11 protein-coding genes and 1 tRNA gene are annotated in these 21,452 nt (G+C 43.5%); 6 read left to right on the top strand and 6 right to left on the bottom strand.

Annotated features, from left to right (window positions below):
* Positions 1-30: 30 nt before the first annotated feature.
* On the bottom strand, positions 31-1,503 hold the full coding sequence (locus CI959_RS14625) for a SusD/RagB family nutrient-binding outer membrane lipoprotein (RefSeq protein WP_005865342.1): 1,473 nt from the start codon (positions 1,501-1,503) through the stop codon (positions 31-33).
* Positions 1,504-1,530: 27 nt separating this feature from the next.
* Positions 1,531-4,704: a SusC/RagA family TonB-linked outer membrane protein gene (locus CI959_RS14620; protein ID WP_005855628.1), complete on the bottom strand. Its 3,174-nt coding sequence runs from the start codon at positions 4,702-4,704 to the stop codon at positions 1,531-1,533.
* A 653-nt stretch (positions 4,705-5,357) separates the two neighbouring features.
* Here CI959_RS14620 and CI959_RS14615 point away from each other — a divergent pair.
* Both CI959_RS14615 and CI959_RS14610 read left to right on the top strand, forming a co-directional pair.
* The gene (locus CI959_RS14615) at positions 5,358-8,192 is read left to right on the top strand and encodes a TonB-dependent receptor (RefSeq protein ID WP_081033164.1); all 2,835 of its coding nucleotides are present in this window, start codon (positions 5,358-5,360) and stop codon (positions 8,190-8,192) included.
* A 20-nt stretch (positions 8,193-8,212) separates the two neighbouring features.
* Entirely contained in the window at positions 8,213-9,583 is a 1,371-nt protein-coding gene (locus CI959_RS14610; RefSeq protein ID WP_005855624.1) for a RagB/SusD family nutrient uptake outer membrane protein, read from the top strand.
* 77 nt (positions 9,584-9,660) lie between these two features.
* Here the strand turns inward: CI959_RS14610 and CI959_RS14605 are convergent, their stop codons facing one another.
* From CI959_RS14605 to CI959_RS14595, 3 genes are all read right to left on the bottom strand, one after another.
* A complete protein-coding gene (locus CI959_RS14605; RefSeq protein ID WP_010184676.1) occupies positions 9,661-11,133 on the bottom strand; it encodes an ATP-binding cassette domain-containing protein in 1,473 nt (490 codons plus the stop codon).
* 136 nt (positions 11,134-11,269) lie between these two features.
* Positions 11,270-12,757 carry a SusD/RagB family nutrient-binding outer membrane lipoprotein gene (locus CI959_RS14600; protein WP_005855620.1) on the bottom strand — a complete coding sequence of 496 codons (1,488 nt, stop codon included), beginning with the start codon at positions 12,755-12,757 and terminating at the stop codon, positions 11,270-11,272.
* A gap of 25 nt (positions 12,758-12,782) precedes the next feature.
* Entirely contained in the window at positions 12,783-16,028 is a 3,246-nt protein-coding gene (locus CI959_RS14595; RefSeq protein ID WP_011966031.1) for a SusC/RagA family TonB-linked outer membrane protein, read from the bottom strand.
* A 560-nt stretch (positions 16,029-16,588) separates the two neighbouring features.
* Here CI959_RS14595 and CI959_RS14590 point away from each other — a divergent pair.
* Positions 16,589-17,257, top strand: coding sequence for a DUF1080 domain-containing protein (locus CI959_RS14590; protein ID WP_005855615.1), 669 nt, complete (start codon positions 16,589-16,591; stop codon positions 17,255-17,257).
* A gap of 51 nt (positions 17,258-17,308) precedes the next feature.
* On the opposite strand, the gene argB is transcribed toward CI959_RS14590, so the two are convergent.
* Positions 17,309-18,076 (bottom strand): acetylglutamate kinase, encoded by a 768-nt coding sequence (gene argB, locus CI959_RS14585; RefSeq protein ID WP_005855613.1) that lies wholly within the window; start codon positions 18,074-18,076, stop codon positions 17,309-17,311.
* Between the two features lie 77 nt (positions 18,077-18,153).
* Here argB and CI959_RS14580 point away from each other — a divergent pair.
* The 3 genes from CI959_RS14580 to CI959_RS14570 all read left to right on the top strand — a co-directional run bounded on the left by CI959_RS14580 (position 18,154) and on the right by CI959_RS14570 (position 21,360).
* Positions 18,154-18,226: transfer RNA gene (locus tag CI959_RS14580), tRNA-Gly, on the top strand.
* A gap of 363 nt (positions 18,227-18,589) precedes the next feature.
* The gene (locus CI959_RS14575) at positions 18,590-19,777 is read left to right on the top strand and encodes a DUF4105 domain-containing protein (protein ID WP_057317573.1); all 1,188 of its coding nucleotides are present in this window, start codon (positions 18,590-18,592) and stop codon (positions 19,775-19,777) included.
* Positions 19,774-21,360 (top strand): alkaline phosphatase family protein, encoded by a 1,587-nt coding sequence (locus CI959_RS14570; protein WP_022193138.1) that lies wholly within the window; start codon positions 19,774-19,776, stop codon positions 21,358-21,360. The genes CI959_RS14575 and CI959_RS14570 overlap by 4 nt, the downstream gene beginning before the upstream one ends.
* Positions 21,361-21,452 lie beyond the last annotated feature (92 nt).

Below are 21,452 nucleotides of genomic sequence, written 5' to 3'. Positions count from 1 at the left end.
TTCTGATTAATATACATTTATAACACCCATTTATTTATGCCACCATTGTTTTTCCGCTAACGGAACTACCGCCGGAGTATTAGGGTTATAGTCTGAAGATGACTTCGGATACAATAAACGACGAGGATATTCACCCGGAGCCAACGCAGAACCAATGCAAGGAGTCAACTGCCCCCAAATATATCCTTCCTCATCCACATGCTTTGTCCCTAAAACAGGAATACCGGTACGATTGATATCAAACCATGCGTCCCATGCTTGACAACGAGTGGAAGCGATCCACTTCTGGGTCAAAATAGAGGTAAGCATTGAATTTTGGTCCGTACTATCGAATGCATAAGGAGCACCTTCAGAAATAAACTCGGCAGCAGAATACCCCCAACGTTCAAACGCATAATTCACACCTTGCTCATAAGCCACTTTCGCTTTAGCCACATCATTCAAACGAGCGTAAGCTTCCGCTTGCAGGAACGCTACCTCAGCAGCAGACATAAAATAAACAGGATCTGTAGGACCTAGCTTAGCCACAGAGATCATACGAGTTGTTACCGCTACCGAGTTTGGGCGGTCACCATACTTCAAAGCTGTTGTCTCGCCGGAGCCATCCGTATTAGGTGAATAAAAATCATTTAAACGAGGATCCTCATATTTTTTCAAATAATCGCAAACCGTAGCGCACGCACGAATATTTACAGTTGAATTCAATTTACGACGGTCATTCTCATACAATGGATTTGATTTATTTTCCAAATCTTGAAAACAGTCCATCTTAGCGTCTACACTCAGCAAATCTCCTTCGTCGAGCAATGCCTTGATAGCAGCTTTATTCGTATCGAAATCACGCATCAACAATTTTAGCTTTAAACTCTTCGCAAATTGAATCCACTTATTCACGTCACCAGCGAACACCAAGTCTTGTTTTGTAACCGAAGGCAAACCACCTGCGGTAGCTTCCGCTTTTTTAGCGATAATCTCGTCCAACATCGCTAATAATCCCGGATAAACCACAGTCTTACTGTCATCATATTTCGGTGTAGTATTCTCATTCCCAAGAATAGCTTCTGTAAAAGGAATAGAGCCATAAGAGTCCACTAGGATATGATACATAAAGGCAGTCATAGTCTTACCCATTACCCAATAATTCCATTCTTGAGCCGATTCAGAGCTTTTGATAACCAAATCCAAGTCTGGCAGTGCTATTGAATAAGGTATAGACCATAAACGAGAATCGGATGCGTTAGTTATCGTATAGTTAACCAATGTATTATACTGGTTGGATGTATGTCCCTGCGTACATTGCTGAGACCACATGCTACCATATAATTCGTAAGTACCACCTACAATACTTGCTACTCCTGCGATACCAGAAGGAAGCAAAGTAGAAGAAGAGGCTTCCGTTGGATATTCCGGATTCTGGTTAATATCCAAATAATCGGAACAAGCTGTAGTCGCCATCAACAAGCAGCTAACCAGTCCTGTATATATTAAATTGTTTCTTTTCATACTATCTTTACTTTTTAAAGTTACTTATTATAATACAACTTTAATACCACCACCAAACGTACGGTTTGTCGGAGCCGCACCAAATTCACCAATTTCAGACAAGATGTCATTACCATAATTCGTACCTTCCGGATCTACGTAGTTGTTCTTTTTCGGGGTCCACATAAATAAATTACGTCCGATCAAACTAACTTGAACCATAGAGAATGGGGTTTGTTTCAACCATGCTTTCGGCAAAGAGTAAGAAAGTGTAATCTCTCTTAATTTCAAGTAATCTTTAGGTAAAATCCAATTTCTATACTGAGCGTAGTTGGAGGCGTTATTATAGTAGGTATTAACAGCGCTAGAAGCACCTCCCCAATGTACGATAGGTATATCATTCTCTACGTATTGACCATTTACGACTTTCACGGAATTAGGAACCACAAATGGTTCACGATTATTAAACACCGTATAAGTAGAGTTTCCGGCAAATGTAAGCAATTGAGAGGTATATGAATAGAACTCACCGCCATTACGCCAATCTAACACCGCTGATAAAGTAATCCCTTTCCATGTGAAATGCGTATTAAAGCCCATCAAGAAATTAGGTGTAGACGTTCCTACGATCTCTTTCTTGCTAGCATCAATTGTCGGCATACCGTTATTATCAACGATCACCTTACCATCATCAGTCGTGGCCAAAGCCGGAACCTTGAAAACGCCCAAAGGCTGACCTACTTCCGCAACGAAATCCACTTGATAGGAACTTGTCAATTTATACTCAGTTACATCATCCCATAACTCTTTCACCTCACTCCAGTTCTTACTGAAAGTAAAACCTAATCCCCACTCGAAATCTTTCGTACGAACAGGAATACCATTCACTGCCAACTCGACACCTTGATTCGCAATCTTACCTACGTTGCGGGTCATAGACGTATAGCGAGACTCCGGAGCCAGACTAGCAGATATTATCTGATCTTTCGTACTCTTATTATAATAAGCAGCATCAATATCCAAGCGATTGTTAAACAGATGCGTTGTTAAACCGAACTCCCATTCTGTCGTGATCTCCGGACGAAGATCCATACTCGGCAAACGATTATACTCTGTCAAGCCTAATGTATTATTAATAGGTAAATATAAATCTCCAAAACCTAAACTGATTTGAGTCGGTGTAAAATAACTGCTAGTACGGTAAATCGGAGCATCGTTACCAGTCTGTCCCCAAGCTGCACGAACCTTCAAGAAATTCAGATAATCAGATTTCAAATCCTCAAACATATCCGTGATGATCAATGAAGTATTCACGCCACCATAGAAAAAGCTATTATTTCCTTGAGGTAAAGTAGATGACCAGTCGTTACGAATAGAAGCATTCACAAACCAGAAATTCTTGTAACCAAACTCACCTTGAGCGAACAAACCAACCAAACGGCGTCTATCAGAGTAAGTCGTAGTCATGGGCTTATCAACACCATTCGCTAAGTTAAACCATCCCGGTTGCTCCAAACCATACAGATAAGATTTCAAATAAGAACTCGTTTGTTGATTCAAGTTCCATCCAATCATACCATTCAAAGCGATATCCTCACCGATTTTATAATCCGCGTTTAAGAAAGCGGTCGCATCAATTTGCTCCACCTTGTCACGACGTTCCGTATAAGTACCGGGCTGCTGCTTCTTACCACCTAATTCACTCCAAGACCCTGAAGCGAAAGTCACTTTTTCATTCCATCTCTTTTGAGTAGCGTTCGTAAAGTCACCACCTAAACGTCCAACCGCCTTCAAACCTTTCATAATCTCAAAAGCAAGCTCGATCTTACCATAGACACGGTCATCTTGATACTTATTACGATTATGATCTAACACCCAATATGGATTCTCCGCATAAGCTGTATAGAAGTTATCCGTATTAAAATAAGGATTCGTATAATCTTTCATTGAGCTAATATCTACATCCACGGCATGTTGCAAAATCTCAGAAAACATCGTTGCACCATCATCTCCTTGGCCAGCAGCAGCTTGTGTGATATCTTTACGGACATAGTTCAAGTTTAATTCCGCAGAAAAACGTTTATATTTCATATTACCTCTTAACGAGATTGTATTACGAGCATATGAATCAGCGTCACCCGGTAATACACCGTCAGACTTCACATTACCATAGGAGGCAACAAAACCAAGTTTATCATTACCCATACGAATCGAGACGTTATTATTCGTCTCAAAACCAGTTTCATAAAAATCACGAAGATTGTTCTTTACATACGAGAAAGGCTTAGAAAGCGGAGTTAATAAACCTTCTGAGCCGTCTGAGTAAGGTCCCCAGATATGATCACGACCATCCAAAACCGGTCCCCAAGAACCATTCTCCATAGGTCCGAAAGATCCCCATCCTTGTCCGAAACGATCTTGTGTTTGAGGAACACGCAATACGCTAGATCCCATAAATGAGCCATCGTACGTAACAGAAAGCCTCTCAGCCCCAGCCCGTTTTGTTGTCACCATGATAACACCATTAGCAGCCCGGCTACCATAAAGGGCAGTAGCGGAAGCACCCTTCAAGACTGTTACAGACTCAACATCCTCTGGGTTAATGTCATTAGCTTGGTTACCAAAATCCACGGAGTTAGAGAAAGAATCCTCACCTTGGAAATCATTCATAATAGGCACACCATCCACCACATACAAAGGTTGATTAGCACTGAAAGAACTGATACCACGCACGATTACTTTCTGAGAAGAGCCTGTAGCACCACCGCTAGTAATATTCAAACCCGCAACCTTACCAGTCAAACCTGACATCACTGATCCAGACTTAGCGGCATTCAAATCTTCACTCTTCACAGTAGAGGCTGCATAGCCCAACGCCTTTTCCTGCTTTTTCATACCAATCGCAGTTACGACAACCTCCTCAAGATTCTGGGTACCAGACTGAAGGACTACCCTCAACACATCTTGTACCGGAACCTCACGAGCAATCATACCCACATAAGAAATTACCAGAGTCTTCGCGGAACTTGGTACATCCAAACTGAACACACCATCAAAATCCGTTACTGTACCTGTAGTAGTACCCTTGACTATTACAGACGCACCAATAATCGGTTCACTGTCTTCGGCGGAAATAACAGTACCTGTTACTTTCCTCGTCTGAGCTGTGGCCAATCCAATGCCTAAAACTAGGCAAAGTAAAAGATAAGTCAACTTGTTCATAGACACACTCTTTTTTTGTTTAACTTATATAATATATTCGCAATAGATATTCAAAGACTTATATTTTAAGGGTCGTATGAATGCAAATGTAACAATAAATTTATTATAACAAATAAATAATTAAAAAATTTCAATAAAACAACAAGAAAAGGCTAATGGGTAGAAAATATGGAGACTTTTTCAACCACAATTTAAATGCCGTAATATGTACACCAAATATTACAGCTTAGATCATCAACAAAGAACCATATTTTTAACATTTTGAAAAATAGGAATATATATTAGGTATGCATTAAAAAATAACTTAGGACGGCTCCGATATAAGTCATAAGTTCTACAACACCCAAAGACCTAGGAAAGGCTTTTCAAGTGATTAGTTATTCACTTCCCAAGCTGTTAGTTAGCGGCTAGGTATAGCCGTTAGTTATTCACTTGAGTAGCCGATAGTCGTTATTATTATTCGCTTATTTTCAATTATTTACGCATAAGTAGCCAATGCCTTCTCGCAATCCGATCCGCAAAGAAATGATCGCATGAAAATTGTAACAAGTTATTTCTTGAGCGTTACTGAATAATCACAAGCAATGACAAGGTTCCGCGAAAACTAAGTAATAATAAAAAATAACCTATTATTCATAGGTTCCGCGAAGACTCTGGTATTTTCATACGTCGGAATGTTTGCGAAAGAAGCTCCAATCCAAGATGTAATGAAAGTTGTTTTGAATACGGCGGCGACAGAGCTGGATGAAGTTATGGTTGTCGCTTATGGTACGGCGAAAAAATCATCTTTCACGGGATCCGCTAAAGCGGTAAACGCAGAAGATATCGTAGCTGGCTCCAAAGAGTCCTTGGATAAGGCTCTTTCTGGAAAGATGTCCGGTGTTCGCGTAACCTCCAACACTGGTGATCCAGGAGCTCCCGGTGATATCAATATCCGTGGTGTCGGCTCTATCAGCGCAGCCAAGTCTCCTCTATATGTCGTGGATGGCGTGCCTGTAAAATCAGACTCAGATATGGCATACTACGGGAAACAGTCCAGTTTGCTAAGCTCCTTGAACCCTGATGATATTGAGAGCATGACGGTGTTGAAAGATGCCGCAGCAGCTTCCTTGTACGGCTCTCGTGCAGCGAATGGCGTTATCATCATTACGACCAAAGCCGGAAAAAGAGGCAAGACGAAAGTAAGTTACAATGGCGAGGTCGGCTGGAGCAATATGGCTGTAAAACAGTACGAGACAATGAATGCCTCCGAATTGCTCCTGTACGGAAAAGAAGCGATTTCCAATTATTATATCCTAAACGGACTCGCTGGCAACCGTGATCAAGCATACGCCTTGATTGACAAGGAAGGCGACATGGAAGCATTCTTCAACGACCCATCGGGTAACACGGATACCAATTGGCGTGATGAGGTTTACCGTACAGCCTTGACGCATAACCATCAATTATCCGTAAACGGAGGTAACGACCGTACACAATTCTATGTAGGTCTTGGTTATAATAATGCGGAAGGTATCGTAATCGGTAGCGATTTCGAACGTTTCTCCGGTCGTATCAATTTAGATCATCAAGTAAATAATTGGTTGACTATCGGTGTTAAGCAAATGATCGCATTCACTACCCAAAATGGTTTCCGTGATCAGCAAAATCAAGATCAAGGTATCGGTACTGCTTCTCCACTGAGCTTGGTGTACTCCTCAGACCCGACGGCTCCCGTAAAGAATCCGGACGGTACATACAACGCCGACTCAAACTGGGGTGCCGCTTCCAATCCGCATCTAATGTTGGGCAAGGAACAATGGATTAAATCCCGTGTAATGCGTAGTATGTCTAACATTGATTTAGGCGTAAAATTCTCCAAGCAATTATCGTTCAAGACGATTTTTGGTTACGACTATATCGATACGAAACACTTTGAGTATTGGTCTCCCAACAGCGTGGACGGTAAGGCCGTAGGCGGCTTGGGATCTCGCTATACTTACGAGAACCGCAATTTAACAAGTTCTTCCACGTTACGCTACGCTAATACATGGAACGATGTTCATAATTTTGACATCCTAGGTGGTTTCGAGGTAACAGAAGACGAACTGACAGCCATCTATACTACGGCAAAACAATACTCAACCGACAAGTTACCGGAATTAGGAAACGGACAACCAGATGGCGCATCCAGCGAAGTATTTGGCTCCGGAATCGTATCCTACTTGGCTACCGGCAACTATAATTACGACAATAAATACTATCTGTCTGCCAGTTTCCGTCGGGATGGTTCTTCTCGCTTGGGAACCGATAATCGCTGGGCGAATTTCTGGTCCGTATCTGGCGCATGGCGCATCAGTGGCGAGAATTTCCTTAAAGACAATGAATTGTTCTCTGATCTAAAAGTTCGCTTCTCTTACGGTACAAATGGAAACTTGCCGGGCTCATATTACGCGAACCAAGCGTTATATGCGTTCTCTGGTGGTTATGGCCCCTCTTCCGCCATCTATTGGAATCAAGCAGGAAATGAGGAATTAGGTTGGGAGAAGTCCAAAAACATGAATGTGGGTTTTGACTGGAACTTATTCAACCGAGTAAATCTGACAGTAGAATATTACAACAAAACAACGACCGACCTGTTATTCGAGATCCCGACTTCTATCGTCACAGGTTTTGAGAAAAACTGGCAAAACCTTGGTAAGCTACGCAATAGCGGTATCGAGATAGAGGTAAATTCCCAAAACATCAAGAATCAGCACTTCTCATGGGACACGAATTTCAACCTTACATTCCAGAAGGCGACGATCAAGGAATTGCCGAACCATAACGACATCGAATATGGAGACGGCGATATGTATCTGCACCGAGAGGGAGAATCCATGTATACTTTCTATCTGCCGGAATGGAAAGGCGTGAATCCGGATACAGGACTAGGAGAATTCTGGAAAGATCCAAACGATCATAGCAAAGGAGTAGTGAACAAGTACGATGAGGCTGAAAAAGGAATCGTAGGCAAAGCCATTCCCGACGTAACGGGAGGTTTGACAAACACGTTCCGGTTATATGATTTCGATCTTTCATTCTTGATTACCTATCAATTTGGTGGCGATATATTCGATTATCCGAACTACTTCTTCCATCATGACGGATTCCGTTTAGGTTCATTCAACCTAGAAAAGAGCGTAGCGGGTAATTATTGGATGAACCCGGGCGACAACGCCTTATACCCGAAGCCTATCTACCAGAATCCATATCGCTCGGATCGCTTCTCCAGTCGTACCATCGTATCTTCTGACAATATCCGTATGCGTGAAATCACCTTGGGATACAATGTACCGGTATTGAAAAACATATTCAGTAATCTGCGTGTGTACTTCCGTGCGAATAATCCGTTCATGATCTGGGCAAAGACAAAAGGCATCGACCCGGATGTTCCCTTGAATGGTTATCGCCAGGTAGATACCCCGGTCTCTAAAAGCTTTGTCTTTGGTGTAAACATCACATTATAATTTATTAAAATAGAATCTATATGAAAAAGATATATTTAGTAGGTCTAGCGTTCGCCTTATTAACGGCCTCCTGCGATGATGTCCTAGAAAAGACATCATCTACCCAATTACCTACGATAGACGCAATCTCTTCCGTAGCCGATTTGACAAATGCCGTGAATGGCGTATACGAGCAACAGGCTACAGAGGTAGGCTCGTATGGAGCGGAATTCACATTGCTGGCCGATTTACGAAGTGGGGATTTCCAATCTATCTCCACGGTGAATCATGCCGGCCCCATGTATCGTTACCAAACAGGTAAAAACGATGAGATGGTTTATAGTTTCTATAAATTATTCTACAATAGTCTAGCTCGCCTTAATAATGTATTAGCCGCCGCCGAGAATCTTGAAGGTGCGGATGTAGACATATTGAAAGGAGAACTATACGCTATGCGCGCCTTGTATCATTTCGATTTAGCCAGAGTATTCGCTAAATTACCATCAACAACAGATATGAACGATCTGGGCATCGTACTCTCCACAGAGGTTTATCCCACGGATTATATCGGGACCCGGGCGACCTTACAGCAGACATACGACCAGATATTGAAAGATATCGAGACCGCATTGCCTCTTTTGAGTAAAGATAAACAAACCGGACACATCAATTATTGGGGGGCTTTAGCGATCCGCGCACGCGCTTACCTTTACTTAGAAAAGAATAAAGAGGCACTGGCTGACTGTAAGGAGATTATCGCTTCCTCTCCTTATAAGTTATACACACGAGATGAATATATAGGCGCATGGGATAAGGAAGGAACGAACGAGGCTATATTCGAGATCTTAGTTACCCCAAATTATAACGCGCAACGTAACTCTATCGGTTATTTTACACATGCCTCCGGCTACGGTGAATGTGCCGCTACTGAATCTTTCCTGGAAGAGCTGGCTAAGCATCCGGGAGATATCCGTACGGAATTATTCGCAAAAGAGACCGATAATGGCTATGACGGGACCTATCCGCAAAAGTATAAGGGACGTGACGGGCAAATCTATGTAAACAATCCAAAGGTCGTGCGCCTTTCCGAAGTTTACCTAATAGCGGCCGAGGCCGCACTAAAAGCAGGGGATACCTCCGCGGCCGCCGGATATATGAATACGTTACGCAAGAATCGTATTGAGAATTATACCGATGTCGCTTCTATCACGTTGGATGATATCTTACTGGAAAGACGCCTAGAATTATTCACGGAAGGACATACCGCTTGGGACGCTTGGCGTAACGGCAAGTCTGTCAACAATAAATTCGTAGGTGAGGTTAAGCCGGGCGATTACCGTACGATCATGGCAATTCCTATCGGAGAAATCACCGTATCAAGAGGTCAGTTGATACAGAACCCAGGATATTAATCCTTTATCCATAAGTATTTATTGATTTTAGAGGATGTGCCACTTCACCACGGCACATCCTCTTTTTCTTTGTACGCTCACGAGTGCTTCACTAGCTCGAACCGCTTGTCTACACAAGCAGGTAATTCATGCGGGTAATGGGTTACGTAAATCAAGGTTTTTCCCGGGCGATCGCAGAATTGCTCGATAATAGCAGCCGCCTTTTTCTTATTGCTCACATCCAGACCGTGGAGAGGCTCATCTAATATAATTAAATCGGGATCTTTCACGAAAGCTCTCGCTAATAAAGCCAAACGTTGTTCTCCCGATGATAAGGTCAAGAATAAACGGTCTTTCAAATGTTCGATGCCAAAAACTTTCATCCACTCCAAGGCTACCGTTTCTTGCTCCGCATTACACTTACGAAACAAGCCGATCGAATCGAAAAAGCCGGAACCGACAATATTCAAGGTAGGGACATTCTCCTTATAATATAAGTGCATCTCCGGCGATACATATCCGATACGCTTCTTGATATCCCAAATACTTTCCCCGGAACCTCTCTTTCTATCAAACAAATACAACGTATTCGCATACGACTGGGGATTATCCGCGTAAACCAAACTCAGCAAGGTAGATTTACCAGCGCCATTCGGACCGAATAACGCCCACTTCTCCCCGTTCTTGATTTCCCAATCCAAATCTTTCAAGATCGTACGGCTACCATAGCGTATTTTCACATGCTCCATGCGTAAAGTCACCTCATGTAAAGAGGCTATCTTGTTCATATCCACAGGTAAACGAACCTTACCAACTTCCTCGCATGCATGAATGCCTTCCGTTGGAAAAAGACGGGCGATTAATTCCGTATCCGACATAAACTCCTCTCGAGTCAGCGGAGGCAGGCAAGTACGATCATGGATAGGCAATACATGCGTGATCATTGCCGGTATGTCATTGGGGTTAGATAATAACAAGACAACTTGAACGCCATTCAATTTTGTCATTTGCCCCAGCATCTCTACCAATAAATCCCGGGATGGAGCGTCTAAGCCGATAAAAGGATTATCCAAGATCAAGACACGAGGACGGCTAAGCAACGTCCGGACAATCAAGAATTTTCGTAATTCACCACTTGATAAGAAGATCAACCGCTTAGGCAATAAATCCTCTATACCGAAAAGAGTCAATATCTTCGCTAAATTATCAGAGCCGGCATATTCCTTCAACAATTCCTCGACAATAGGCATCTCCTCCGTCTCTGTCGAATGCCAACGCTGTTGGTAATAAGAATTCCGGCAATCCGCCAACGAATAAATATCCTTAAACGCTATGCTCTTGATAAAGTCACTCACCTTACCATCCCCGGAGAACACGACCTCACCTTCCTTAAAAGCGAATTTACGCTGCATAATATCCGCTATCAAGGTTTTACCAGCGCCATTCGGACCGATTACAGCCCATTGCTGTCCTTCATCAATTCTCCAATTCACGGGTGCCGTAAACCGCAATTCCGGCAAACGAGTAACGATATTCTTAATATCGACCACCATCATTCCTTCTTTTTCCATCTTTTTTCTAAATAAGCCGGACAAAGATACATAGTTTATTAAAAAATGACAGCATAATGACAAAAAAAGGGGCCACTCATCACGAGCAGCCCCTCTATAGTATACAGGCACTTGGTATGTCTATGTTAACTAGTAGTTAATGAACGCCTGTACGTGTATCCCACCACATTTGTTTACCCCACAAATTATCCACGACTTCCGCATCGAAGGGAGCACAATTCGCATTGTTCAAATTACGTTCCTTATCAGGATACGGAGAGCGGAATGGAGGTACGTTATGATTAGAATAGTTTGCCGGACGGCCCGGAGCCGGATACAAGTTGTCTGGCACGCCTGTACGGCGATACAATGACCAACCTTCCATTCCTTGCTTGAACATGGCAACCCATTCCTCATAATAAATCTGTTTCTTATCATTCGTGAACTTACCCGCGTTCGCAAGGTAATCCGCTATATCTTCGGCAGATACGCTATTCTCTTCCATGGAATAGGTAACAGCCTTATTGTATGCGTCCTCTGCGGAGATTCCGGTATTCCATCCCAACATAGAAGCCTCAGCGACACAGAACCAAGGCTCAGCGACACGCATATAAGGAGAAAAACCAGCCAAGTCCGTAAAGAAACGTGCTCCCCAAATGGAATATTTAGAAGCTACCGCATTCGCTTTCGCCCCGATCGTATAACCTACATACTTAGGCTCACCGGCCTCCACACTTTCTTTTGTGGGTTGGAAATAAGATGAGCGACGAGGGTCCTCACGTGTATTCATATGATCCACGATCACGTCTGCGGCACAATACTCCGTCTTACGTGTACGATAACCGTCTGCCATCGGTTCGTAATAGTTGGGGTCTGTTCCGATCCACCAGAAGAAAGCATTATCATCGTTGCTTTCCATGATCGGATACTTAGTGGGATTACCCATAACTTCCTCTACGGTCTCCTTAGCCAACGCCGGGGAAACCTCTGAGATACGCATCGCTAAACGAAGACGCATAGAATTACAATATCTCTGCCACTTCTCGATATCACCACCGAATAACAGGTCTCCCTCGCCTAAGTCATCACTACCACCATCGGCAAAGCCATCCGCTGCTTCCTTCAACGTAGCCAATAAGCCCGGATAAATATCCTCTTGCTTATCGTATTTCGGCTGCAAGATTCCATCCGTCATCTTAGCGGCATCCGTATAAGGGACATCACGCCAACGATCCGTGGCCACCTGCATCAAATGAACCTGCATAACCTTCGATACGTTCAGCATATTAGGAGTCTCATTAAACGTGGCACGCTTCTCGATATCTTTCAGGTTATTCAATATACGATACAAATACTCCCAGTTCGTATCCTGTACACCCGTACGGAAATTATAGCGGGACTCGTCGATATAAGTCATCTTCGAAGCATATCCGCAGAAAGTCATCGGCTCATCCATTGCGAACCACCGATCATACAGACGATAGGATGTGTAATATAAAGAATACGCCAGAAGATTCGTCGTAGGCACATCCGTAGGGCTATCTGGGTCTGTATTGACCTCCTCAAACGAATCGGTACACGAGCTACCGAATACAGTAGCGCCGACCATCATAGCCATCATGAAATTCTTGATATATCTTTTCATATTAAATTCCTCAGATTAATGTTGATTAAAATGTTACACCTAACTTAAGACCAAAACTACGAGAAGGAGGATAAGAGTTGGACTCAAAACCTACACCAGAGTTGAATCCTCTGCTTGTAGCCGCAGTCTCGGGATCATCACCACCGGTACTTGTAGACTCCGGATCAATATGAGCGATATTTGACTTATGCACCCAAAGCAACGCCAAGTTCGTACCAACCAATGATACATGAGCGGCCTTGATACATTTAGTCTTCTCTAGAATTGATTTCGGGAAATTATATGTCAGGTGAGCCTCACGCAATTTCAAGTAAGAACCATCGAATACAGACATCTCACAAATCGTATAATAATTATAGAAGAAGTCCTCCGCGTTGACAGCGACATCATTAATCTTACCATCAGCGGTCTTGAAGACCTTGTCCGTCATATAATTCTGGCCAAGTACGACGCCATTCTCACGCAAATCGCCTTCTGCCGTGTGTTTCAAGATACCCGTCTGAGAACCGAATGCTTGTGTAACAGAATATATGTCACCACCCAAACGGAAATCCAATAAGAAACCGAAGCTCCAATCCTTATAAGAGAACTCATTGCTGAAACCAGCCAACCACTTCGGCGTAACATCACCGATCTCTTTTCCGGCCTCGTACACAGGAATACCATCCTCTACCAAGATCGAGCCATCCTCATTATATACGTAACCAGTACCTACCAAAGTACCCCAGCTCTTACCGACCATAGCATAGTTCTTCACGCTCCAGCTACTACCGATTTGGTAAGCGTCCAAGGACTGTCCGGTAACGGGATCTGTATAAAGCTCATCGATTCGGCTCTTATCCTTCGCCCAGTTCAACGTAGCCGTCCAGTTGAATCCCTTCGGATTCTTGATGATATCACCGGATACCTGCAACTCGACACCCTTGTTGCTGATCTTTCCAGCGTTGATATACATAGAGGTATAACCGGTAGAGGTAGCCACATTCGCATTCATGATCTGATCGCTCGTCACCTTATTATAATATGCGGCATCAATATGCAAACGATTGTTGAACAAATTAGCCTCAACACCAACTTCCCAAGTCTTTACGCTCTCCGGACGAAGATTTGTAGGAGGAAGGATTGTCGGATTATAGAACAATGTAGTACCATTGAACGAAGAACTGATCAATGAATAATAAGCGTTCGAACGATACGGGTCCGTTGCGGAACCGATCTTTGCCCAACCACCACGCAATTTCAAGAAATTCAAATAATCGCCATTTTGCAATCCGGGGAATGTCTCGGTCAAGATCCAGCTACCACTGAAAGAAGGATAGAAGAAAGCGTCCTTGATCGTAGAGTCCCAGTCATTACGGACACTTACCTCGGCATAAGCCATATTCTTGTAGCCGATAGAGGCATTAGCGTATACAGAGTTTGAACGACGTTTCTCATGGTCGTTCAAGGTGTACGGGGTTCCATGAGCGTTCGCTACGGTAAACAATCCCTCTGCGGTCAATTCGTCCGCACCTGTCCCCATGATAGCTGTTTGATAATCACGATAGTTGGCTCCAGCCAAACCATTCAAGGCCCAATCACCGAAGTTCTTGTTCACGTAGGCGATAAAGTCCGCGTTAAACTCAGTCATCGAACGGTCGAAGCTACGGAAATATCCATTCGGATAGTCGATATTCCATAAAATACGAGAGAACTGATTAGAATCGTAATGATCCAAGCCCATACGACCTTCAAACTTTAACCAATCGGTCGGTTTGATATACAAAGAGGTCTTGCCATAGAAACGATTACGATCATAACTATTGGTATTCTTATTCAATGTCCAATACGGATTCGCATGGAAAGACTGTATCCAGTTATAATGCGTATATTTTCCATACTCATCCACTTGATCCCAATTATTCTTCAAATCTTTCAAATCAACTTGACGACCAAACCACTGCATGATAGACTGCAAAGCATTCGTACTGTTATATCCCGTACCCGGCAAGTTCGCGCTTTTCGTGCGAATATAATTCGCAGACAAGTCGAAATCAATATACTTATTAAACGTCATTTTCGTGTTCACCGCCATAGCATAGCGCTTCTGATCAGTGTTCGGGGTCGTACCGCTTTGATCACGGAAAGATAAAGATGCGCGTGTAGACGTTTTATCCGTAGAGGCAGACAAAGCCACCGTATGATTCATTGAATAACCCGTTTGGAAGAAATTCTTGATATTGTCCGGGCAGGAAACCCAAGGAGTAGCCTGACGCACGCCATCGATCACCGGGCTATTGTATTGCGGCAAATTCAATCCGATATCCAAGCGAGGTCCCCAAGACTCATCCGCATTATCGTTGATACCACTCCCCATACCATCTACATAATTGTAACCATTCTCCAAGGCAAAAGCTTGATAATCGCCAGAATATCCCCCCGCTTGCGCTTCCTTCCAATCATACTCGGAAGCGTAATAGCCTTGTCCGTATTTATTCTGCAATCTAGGCAAATTATAAACCCGGTCAATCGTGATATCACCCTCATAAGAGATAGATACACCCTTGTCTTTCTTACCGGATTTAGTAGTAACCAAGATAACGCCATTACCGGCACGCATACCATACAAAGCGGCAGATCCACCCTTCAACACAGAGATGGACTCTATATCCTCCGGATTAATATCATTCAAGCCGGAACCCAAGTTTACAGTGGCACCTTTCGCATTATCATTAGCGATAGGCACACCGTCCACAACGATCAACGGTTGGTTATTACCAAAAGAGGAATTACCGCGAACCACGATATTCTGCGACGCACCAACCTGTCCACCTTGAGAAGTAATCTGCACACCGGCGATCTTACCGGAAAGTGAGGTCGCCAAGCTCTGTTGGCCAGCTTTTGTCAACTCATCAGATTTCACCTCTTGCAGGGCATAACCCAAGGCTTTCTTCTCACGAGTCAAACCCATAGCGGTTACAACCACCTCATCCAACGCTTTTGAATCCGAGTCCAAAACAACGTTGATCACGGATGCCACAGGTACTTCCTTCGTTTTCAATCCTACATAAGAAATAAAGATCATCTTAGCGTCTCTCGGTACATCTAAACTAAAGTTTCCCTCAAAGTCCGTAACCGTACCAATCGTAGTGCCTTTCACAACGACAGCCGCACCGATCACGGGTTGCTGATCTTCCGATGATATAACATTACCTGTTATCTTCATCGTCTGTGCCGTTGCGACTCCTATGCCTATAAACAAGCATAATAACAAAAAAGTCAACCTTCTCATAAACACACTTTTTATTTAACAATTAATTATTTAAATCAAATTTCACACATAACTTACCATAGTTTACGAAGAACTTAGTTTAAAACAGCAGGATTATACATGCATATATATAAAATTACATTAAAATATTCACTTTACTTTTACATACAATCACACATACACCTAATCCTCACACTGCAAATATAAAGAATATTTTCTGTTAAAAACAAATAATACAATGATTTCATGTCATTAAAACAGTCAAATATATTTCACAACGTCATTTTTAGACCTATTAAATGAATATTTTGACACATAAGCAATATCATAATAACACAAAACCAATCAAGCAATAGGTGTTTTTCAGTTAATCTATTTTACAACAATAAAGATTATACAAGATTTTAATATCATTTTAACAAACTATTTGATCTTTGATAAAAAAAAGAAGATTTCCTTAAGAATCATAGCATTTCAACCTATTTCGCTTTCACTTGTAAATAAAATCGTTCTTCGTAGACTATGTTCCTTCCAAAATAAATGAATACATTTGCCTCACGTAAATCTTTAAAACTAATAGCATGAAACATTTTCTTTTAGCCATGGCTACTTTATGGTGTGTGGCAAGTACATTCTCCTCATTCGCGGCGGATAACAATAAATGGAAGCCTCTCTTCGGTAAAAATCTGGAAAACGCCAACTACAATCCGGAAGTTTGGAGCGAGACTGATGGCGTGTTAGGTGCCGTGAAGGACGAGTCTATCTGGACAAAGGATGAATATGAGAACTTCGAGCTGGATCTTGATTTTAAGACCGACGTGGGCACGAACAGCGGAGTAGTCGTTTACTGTACGGACACGAAGGATTGGATACCTAACTCGGTAGAAATACAGATAGCGGACGACCATTGTGAAAAATGGGGAAACGGCAAGCCGTATGAGAAATGCGGAGCCATTTACGGACATCTAGGCGCCGTGCAAGACAAAGTTGTCAAAAAACCCGGGGAGTGGAATCATATGCGTATCAAATGCGCCGGACAACATATCATGGTTATCCTCAACGGAAAGAAAGTTACCGAAATGGATATGAGCAAATGGACTTCCGGCACCAAGAACCCGGATGGAAGCGATATCCCAAGTTGGTTGCCCAAACCTTTCGCCGAATTACCGACCAAAGGATTTATCGGATTACAAGGAAAACATGGGGATTCATTAATCTGGTTCCGTAATATCAAGATTCGGAGTCTTTGATAGACCTATTATATAATGTACGTGAGGGGCTATAAACAGCCCCTCATTTATTTAAAAGACTCTCGTCCCTTTTCCTTGGTGAATCTCCGAGGCTTGCGTAATAATCACCTGCTTCACCCCGGCGTCTATCGCTTGGTAAGCGTTTTCCAGCTTTGGGATCATGCCCCCTTGGATAATTCCTTGTTCTACATATCCCTTAAACGCTATACGATCGATTTCCGGTATCACGCTCTCATCATCGTTCTCGTCCAACAAAACGCCTTTTTTCTCGAAACAGAACATCAATGTCACCTCAAAATGTTTTGCCAACGCTTTAGCGGCTTCTCCCGCTATCGTATCAGCGTTCGTATTCAACATATGGCCTTGCTTATCATGTGTAAGAGGAGCCAGTACCGGCACGATACCTTGATGGATAAGAGAGGCTAGCAAATCGGCATTCACCTCTTTCACGTCGCCTACGAAACCATAATCCACCTCTGCCACGGGACGTTTGTCGGAGCGCATCAAATTCATGTCCGCACCAGTCAATCCTAAAGCGTTTACGCCCAACGCCTGCAAGCCCGCTACGATGTTTTTATTCACCAACCCGCCATAGACCATTGTCACGACCTTCAAGGTCTCGGCATCTGTAATACGGCGACCGTTCACCATCTTGCTCTCGATCCCTAGTTGGGCGGCAAGCTTGGTAGCCGAGCGTCCTCCCCCATGCACCAAGACCTTATATCCCTCGATAGCAGCGAAATCGTTCAATAATTGACGAAGCGTTTCTTCTTCCTCAACGATCTTCCCTCCTACCTTTATCAAGACTAGTTTTTCCATACTTAATTCTTTTTTATAAAATTTTCTCGCCAAAGTTACTAAAAAAAGAAAGATTTGTATACATTTGCACTCGCAATGCGGTAGTAGCTCAGTTGGTAGAGCATCAGCTTCCCAAGCTGAGGGTCACGAGTTCGAGCCTCGCCTACCGCTCTATCAGGCATTAGGCGATTATCCAAATAAGGATGGTCGCCTAATTTTGTTTTATCTCCTCAATGCTCCTTCTAAAAGCAACGTCTGTTTCTCTAGCTAGAAACTAGAGTTTTGTGCAAGGGAAACTTCTGTTTCCCCATAGGAAAACTTTTGTTTTCCCTAGAAGAAACTAAAGTTTCTTTTTAAAAAAAACCACAAAAACTGCAACATTCTTATAATCAAAGACGTAACCAAGTTTCCTTTTCCCTTTATAATAAAAACAAAGCTATCTCTTTTCTCGACATAAAGCCATATGTTATGCTTAAACGATCTATACTGTTTAAGAAAAATAATCTACCTTTGCGTCAAATAATTAAGAAGAGAATGACAAAAAGCATATTTCTATTCCTGCTGGGGATTCTTTCCCTATCGGCGATAGCGCAACCCAAACTGAGCGAGGAAGCCCGTATCAGTCTGATGACCAGCGCACCGTACGATGAAGAGGTATTCACCGTGTACGGGCATGCCGCTCTACGCATATACGATCCCAAGCAAAATATAGATTATATATTCAATTACGGTATATTTGATTTCTCCAAACCTAATTTTATCTATCGATTCGCCAAAGGAGAGACGGATTATAAACTGGGAGTGGCCGATTTCCAAGACTATGTGATCGAGTACCAAATGCGGGGCAGCGATATTACGGAGCAAGTATTGAACCTCACCCAAGAAGAGAAAGAGCATATATGGGACGCCCTGCTTATCAATTACAGGCCGGAGAACAGGGTATATCGTTATAACTTCTTCTTCGATAATTGCGCTACCCGCCCTGCCGCGATCTTGGAAAAGGAGATCAACGGGAGCGTCGATTATCAGTATCCCTATCAATCCCAGACCTTCCGGGATCTTATTAATTATTGTACCCGAAACCATCCGTGGCTCACATTCGGATGCGACCTAGCGCTAGGCAGCCCCACCGACCGGGAGGCCACCCAGCACGAGATGCTCTTCCTCCCCCCTTATCTAAAAGAAGCGTTCTCTAAAGCCACCATCACGGGCCCGGACGGGACAATCCGCCCATTGGTGAGCGAGACCCACGTGATCGGAGCCGGGGAAGCCGACGAGCCGGAAAAAGATATCTGGGATTTATTCACCCCTTTAGTCTGCGCTTGGCTTCTGTTCGGAATCGTTTTAGGGTTTACTTGGATCGAATGGCGCAAAAAAAAATACTTCTTGTGGGTGGATTGTGTCCTTTTCTCGGTAGCCGGAGCCGGAGGTGTCATCCTCTTCTTTCTTAGCTTCATATCCGTCCATCCCTGCACGTGGCCGAACTGGTCTTTGGTATGGTTACAGCCGCTCGATTTGATCGCTGTTATTTTGTTTTGCGTAAAAAAGCTGAAGAAGGCTGCATATTACTATCATTTTATTAACTTTGCGGCGCTTACGCTGATGTTACTGGGATGGTATTTCATTCCGCAACATCTAAACAGTGCCTTTATTCCGCTTGTAGCCTCGATTTGGGTTCGTTCGGGTTGGGGTGTTTACAGAAAGATATGGAGAATCGGATGAGAAAAATTATAACGTCACTTATCGCTATCCTCGTGGTAACAAACCTTGAGGCGCAGCAACGTACCCCCAAATTGGTGGTATGTATTACTGTGGATCAGCTAAGGGGCGACTATATAGAATACTTTTATAATACATTTGGCGAACGTGGCTTCAAGCGTTTGATGAACGAGGGGTTGGTGTACAACAATATCCGCTTCGAGTTCTCGGACATAGACCAAGCCAGCGCGTTCGCGACTCTTTTTACCGGAAGCAACCCTTGCTTCAGCGGTATCGCCGGAGATAAGACGTTTGATTTCGAGAAAGAGAAAGAGGTCTCGATCTTAAATGATCCCGAATATCTGGGTAATTACACGAAAGAGAATTATTCGCCCAAGAATTTATTCAGTTCCACGATCGGCGACGAGTTGAAAATCGCCTCTCAAGGAAGAAGCGACGTATATTCCATCGCCCCGGATGCCGAGAGCGCCATCCTTTCCGCCGGACATGCGGCCAACGGAGCTTTCTGGATGGATAACACCAACGGGAAATGGGCTACCACGACGTACTACAAGGGAATCCCTTGGTACGTAGACCGCTATAATAACGGCCCGGAATCCTTGGCGTCACGCTTAGAAACCATGGTATGGACTCCTACCCTTCCGATGGAGAAATACGATGCCTTTCCTTACGTATTAGACGATCTGCCTTTCCGCTATACGTTCAGCGAGAAGTTCGCGAACTGCTATCCGAACCTGAAGACCTCGCCGTTCATCAATAAGGAGATCAATCGCTTGGCCCTCCAGTTCCTAGAGTACGGAGGGTTTGGTACACGCAGTTGCCCGGATATGTTGTCTATCACGTACTACGCGGGCAATTACCGGGGTACGATGAGCAAGGAATACACCCGGGAGATTCAAGATACGTATTATCAACTCGATCAAGATATCGAGAAGCTACTGGATACGATCGACAAGAAAGTGGGCTTGGCCAATACATTGGTAGTCTTCACCGGTTCCGGTTATTATAAAAGCGAGGAGTCTTATCCGGACGGCCTGATGGTGAACGGTGGCGAGTTCCACCCGAAACGTTGTCTGGCCCTGCTTAATATGTACTTGATGGCCATTTACGGCCAACATACCAGTTGGGTACAAGGATACTACAACAACCAGATCTACTTGAACCGCAAGGCGATAGAAGACGCCAAGCTGGATTTGACGACTTTACAGAACAAGGCCGCCGAATTCATACAGGAATTTAGTGGCGTACAACTCGTCACCACGGGCAGGAGCTTGCTTACGGGCGACTGGAACGAGGGAACCGCCAAATTCCGTCAAGGTACGCACCATTTGAGACGGGGCGATCTGATCATCGAGTTGCAACCCGGTTGGAAAGTAAACCTCGACAATCCGAAAGAAAAAGTCAAGATTATACGCAATAATGCTGTTATCACCCCGCTGGTATTTATGGGCAACGGGTTGAAACCCCAACATATCTACCGCGAAGTCAAGGCCACTGAGGTAGCCCCCACGGTAACCCATGTGCTAAGAATCAGGCCACCAAACGCTACTCAAAGCTTGCCGCTCTGGGAGCTGACAACCAAATAATAGAGAATTGATTATTAAAGTTGATAATTATCAAGGGTTGTGTGGCTCTTCTTTCTATTTATTATTATCTAATTATTCAAACAACAAAGTAA

Origin of the sequence: Parabacteroides sp. AT13, assembly GCF_002272965.1 — a bacterium.
Classification (GTDB): Bacteria; Bacteroidota; Bacteroidia; order Bacteroidales; family Tannerellaceae; genus Parabacteroides; species Parabacteroides distasonis.
This window is presented reverse-complemented; position numbering and strand designations above follow the sequence as displayed.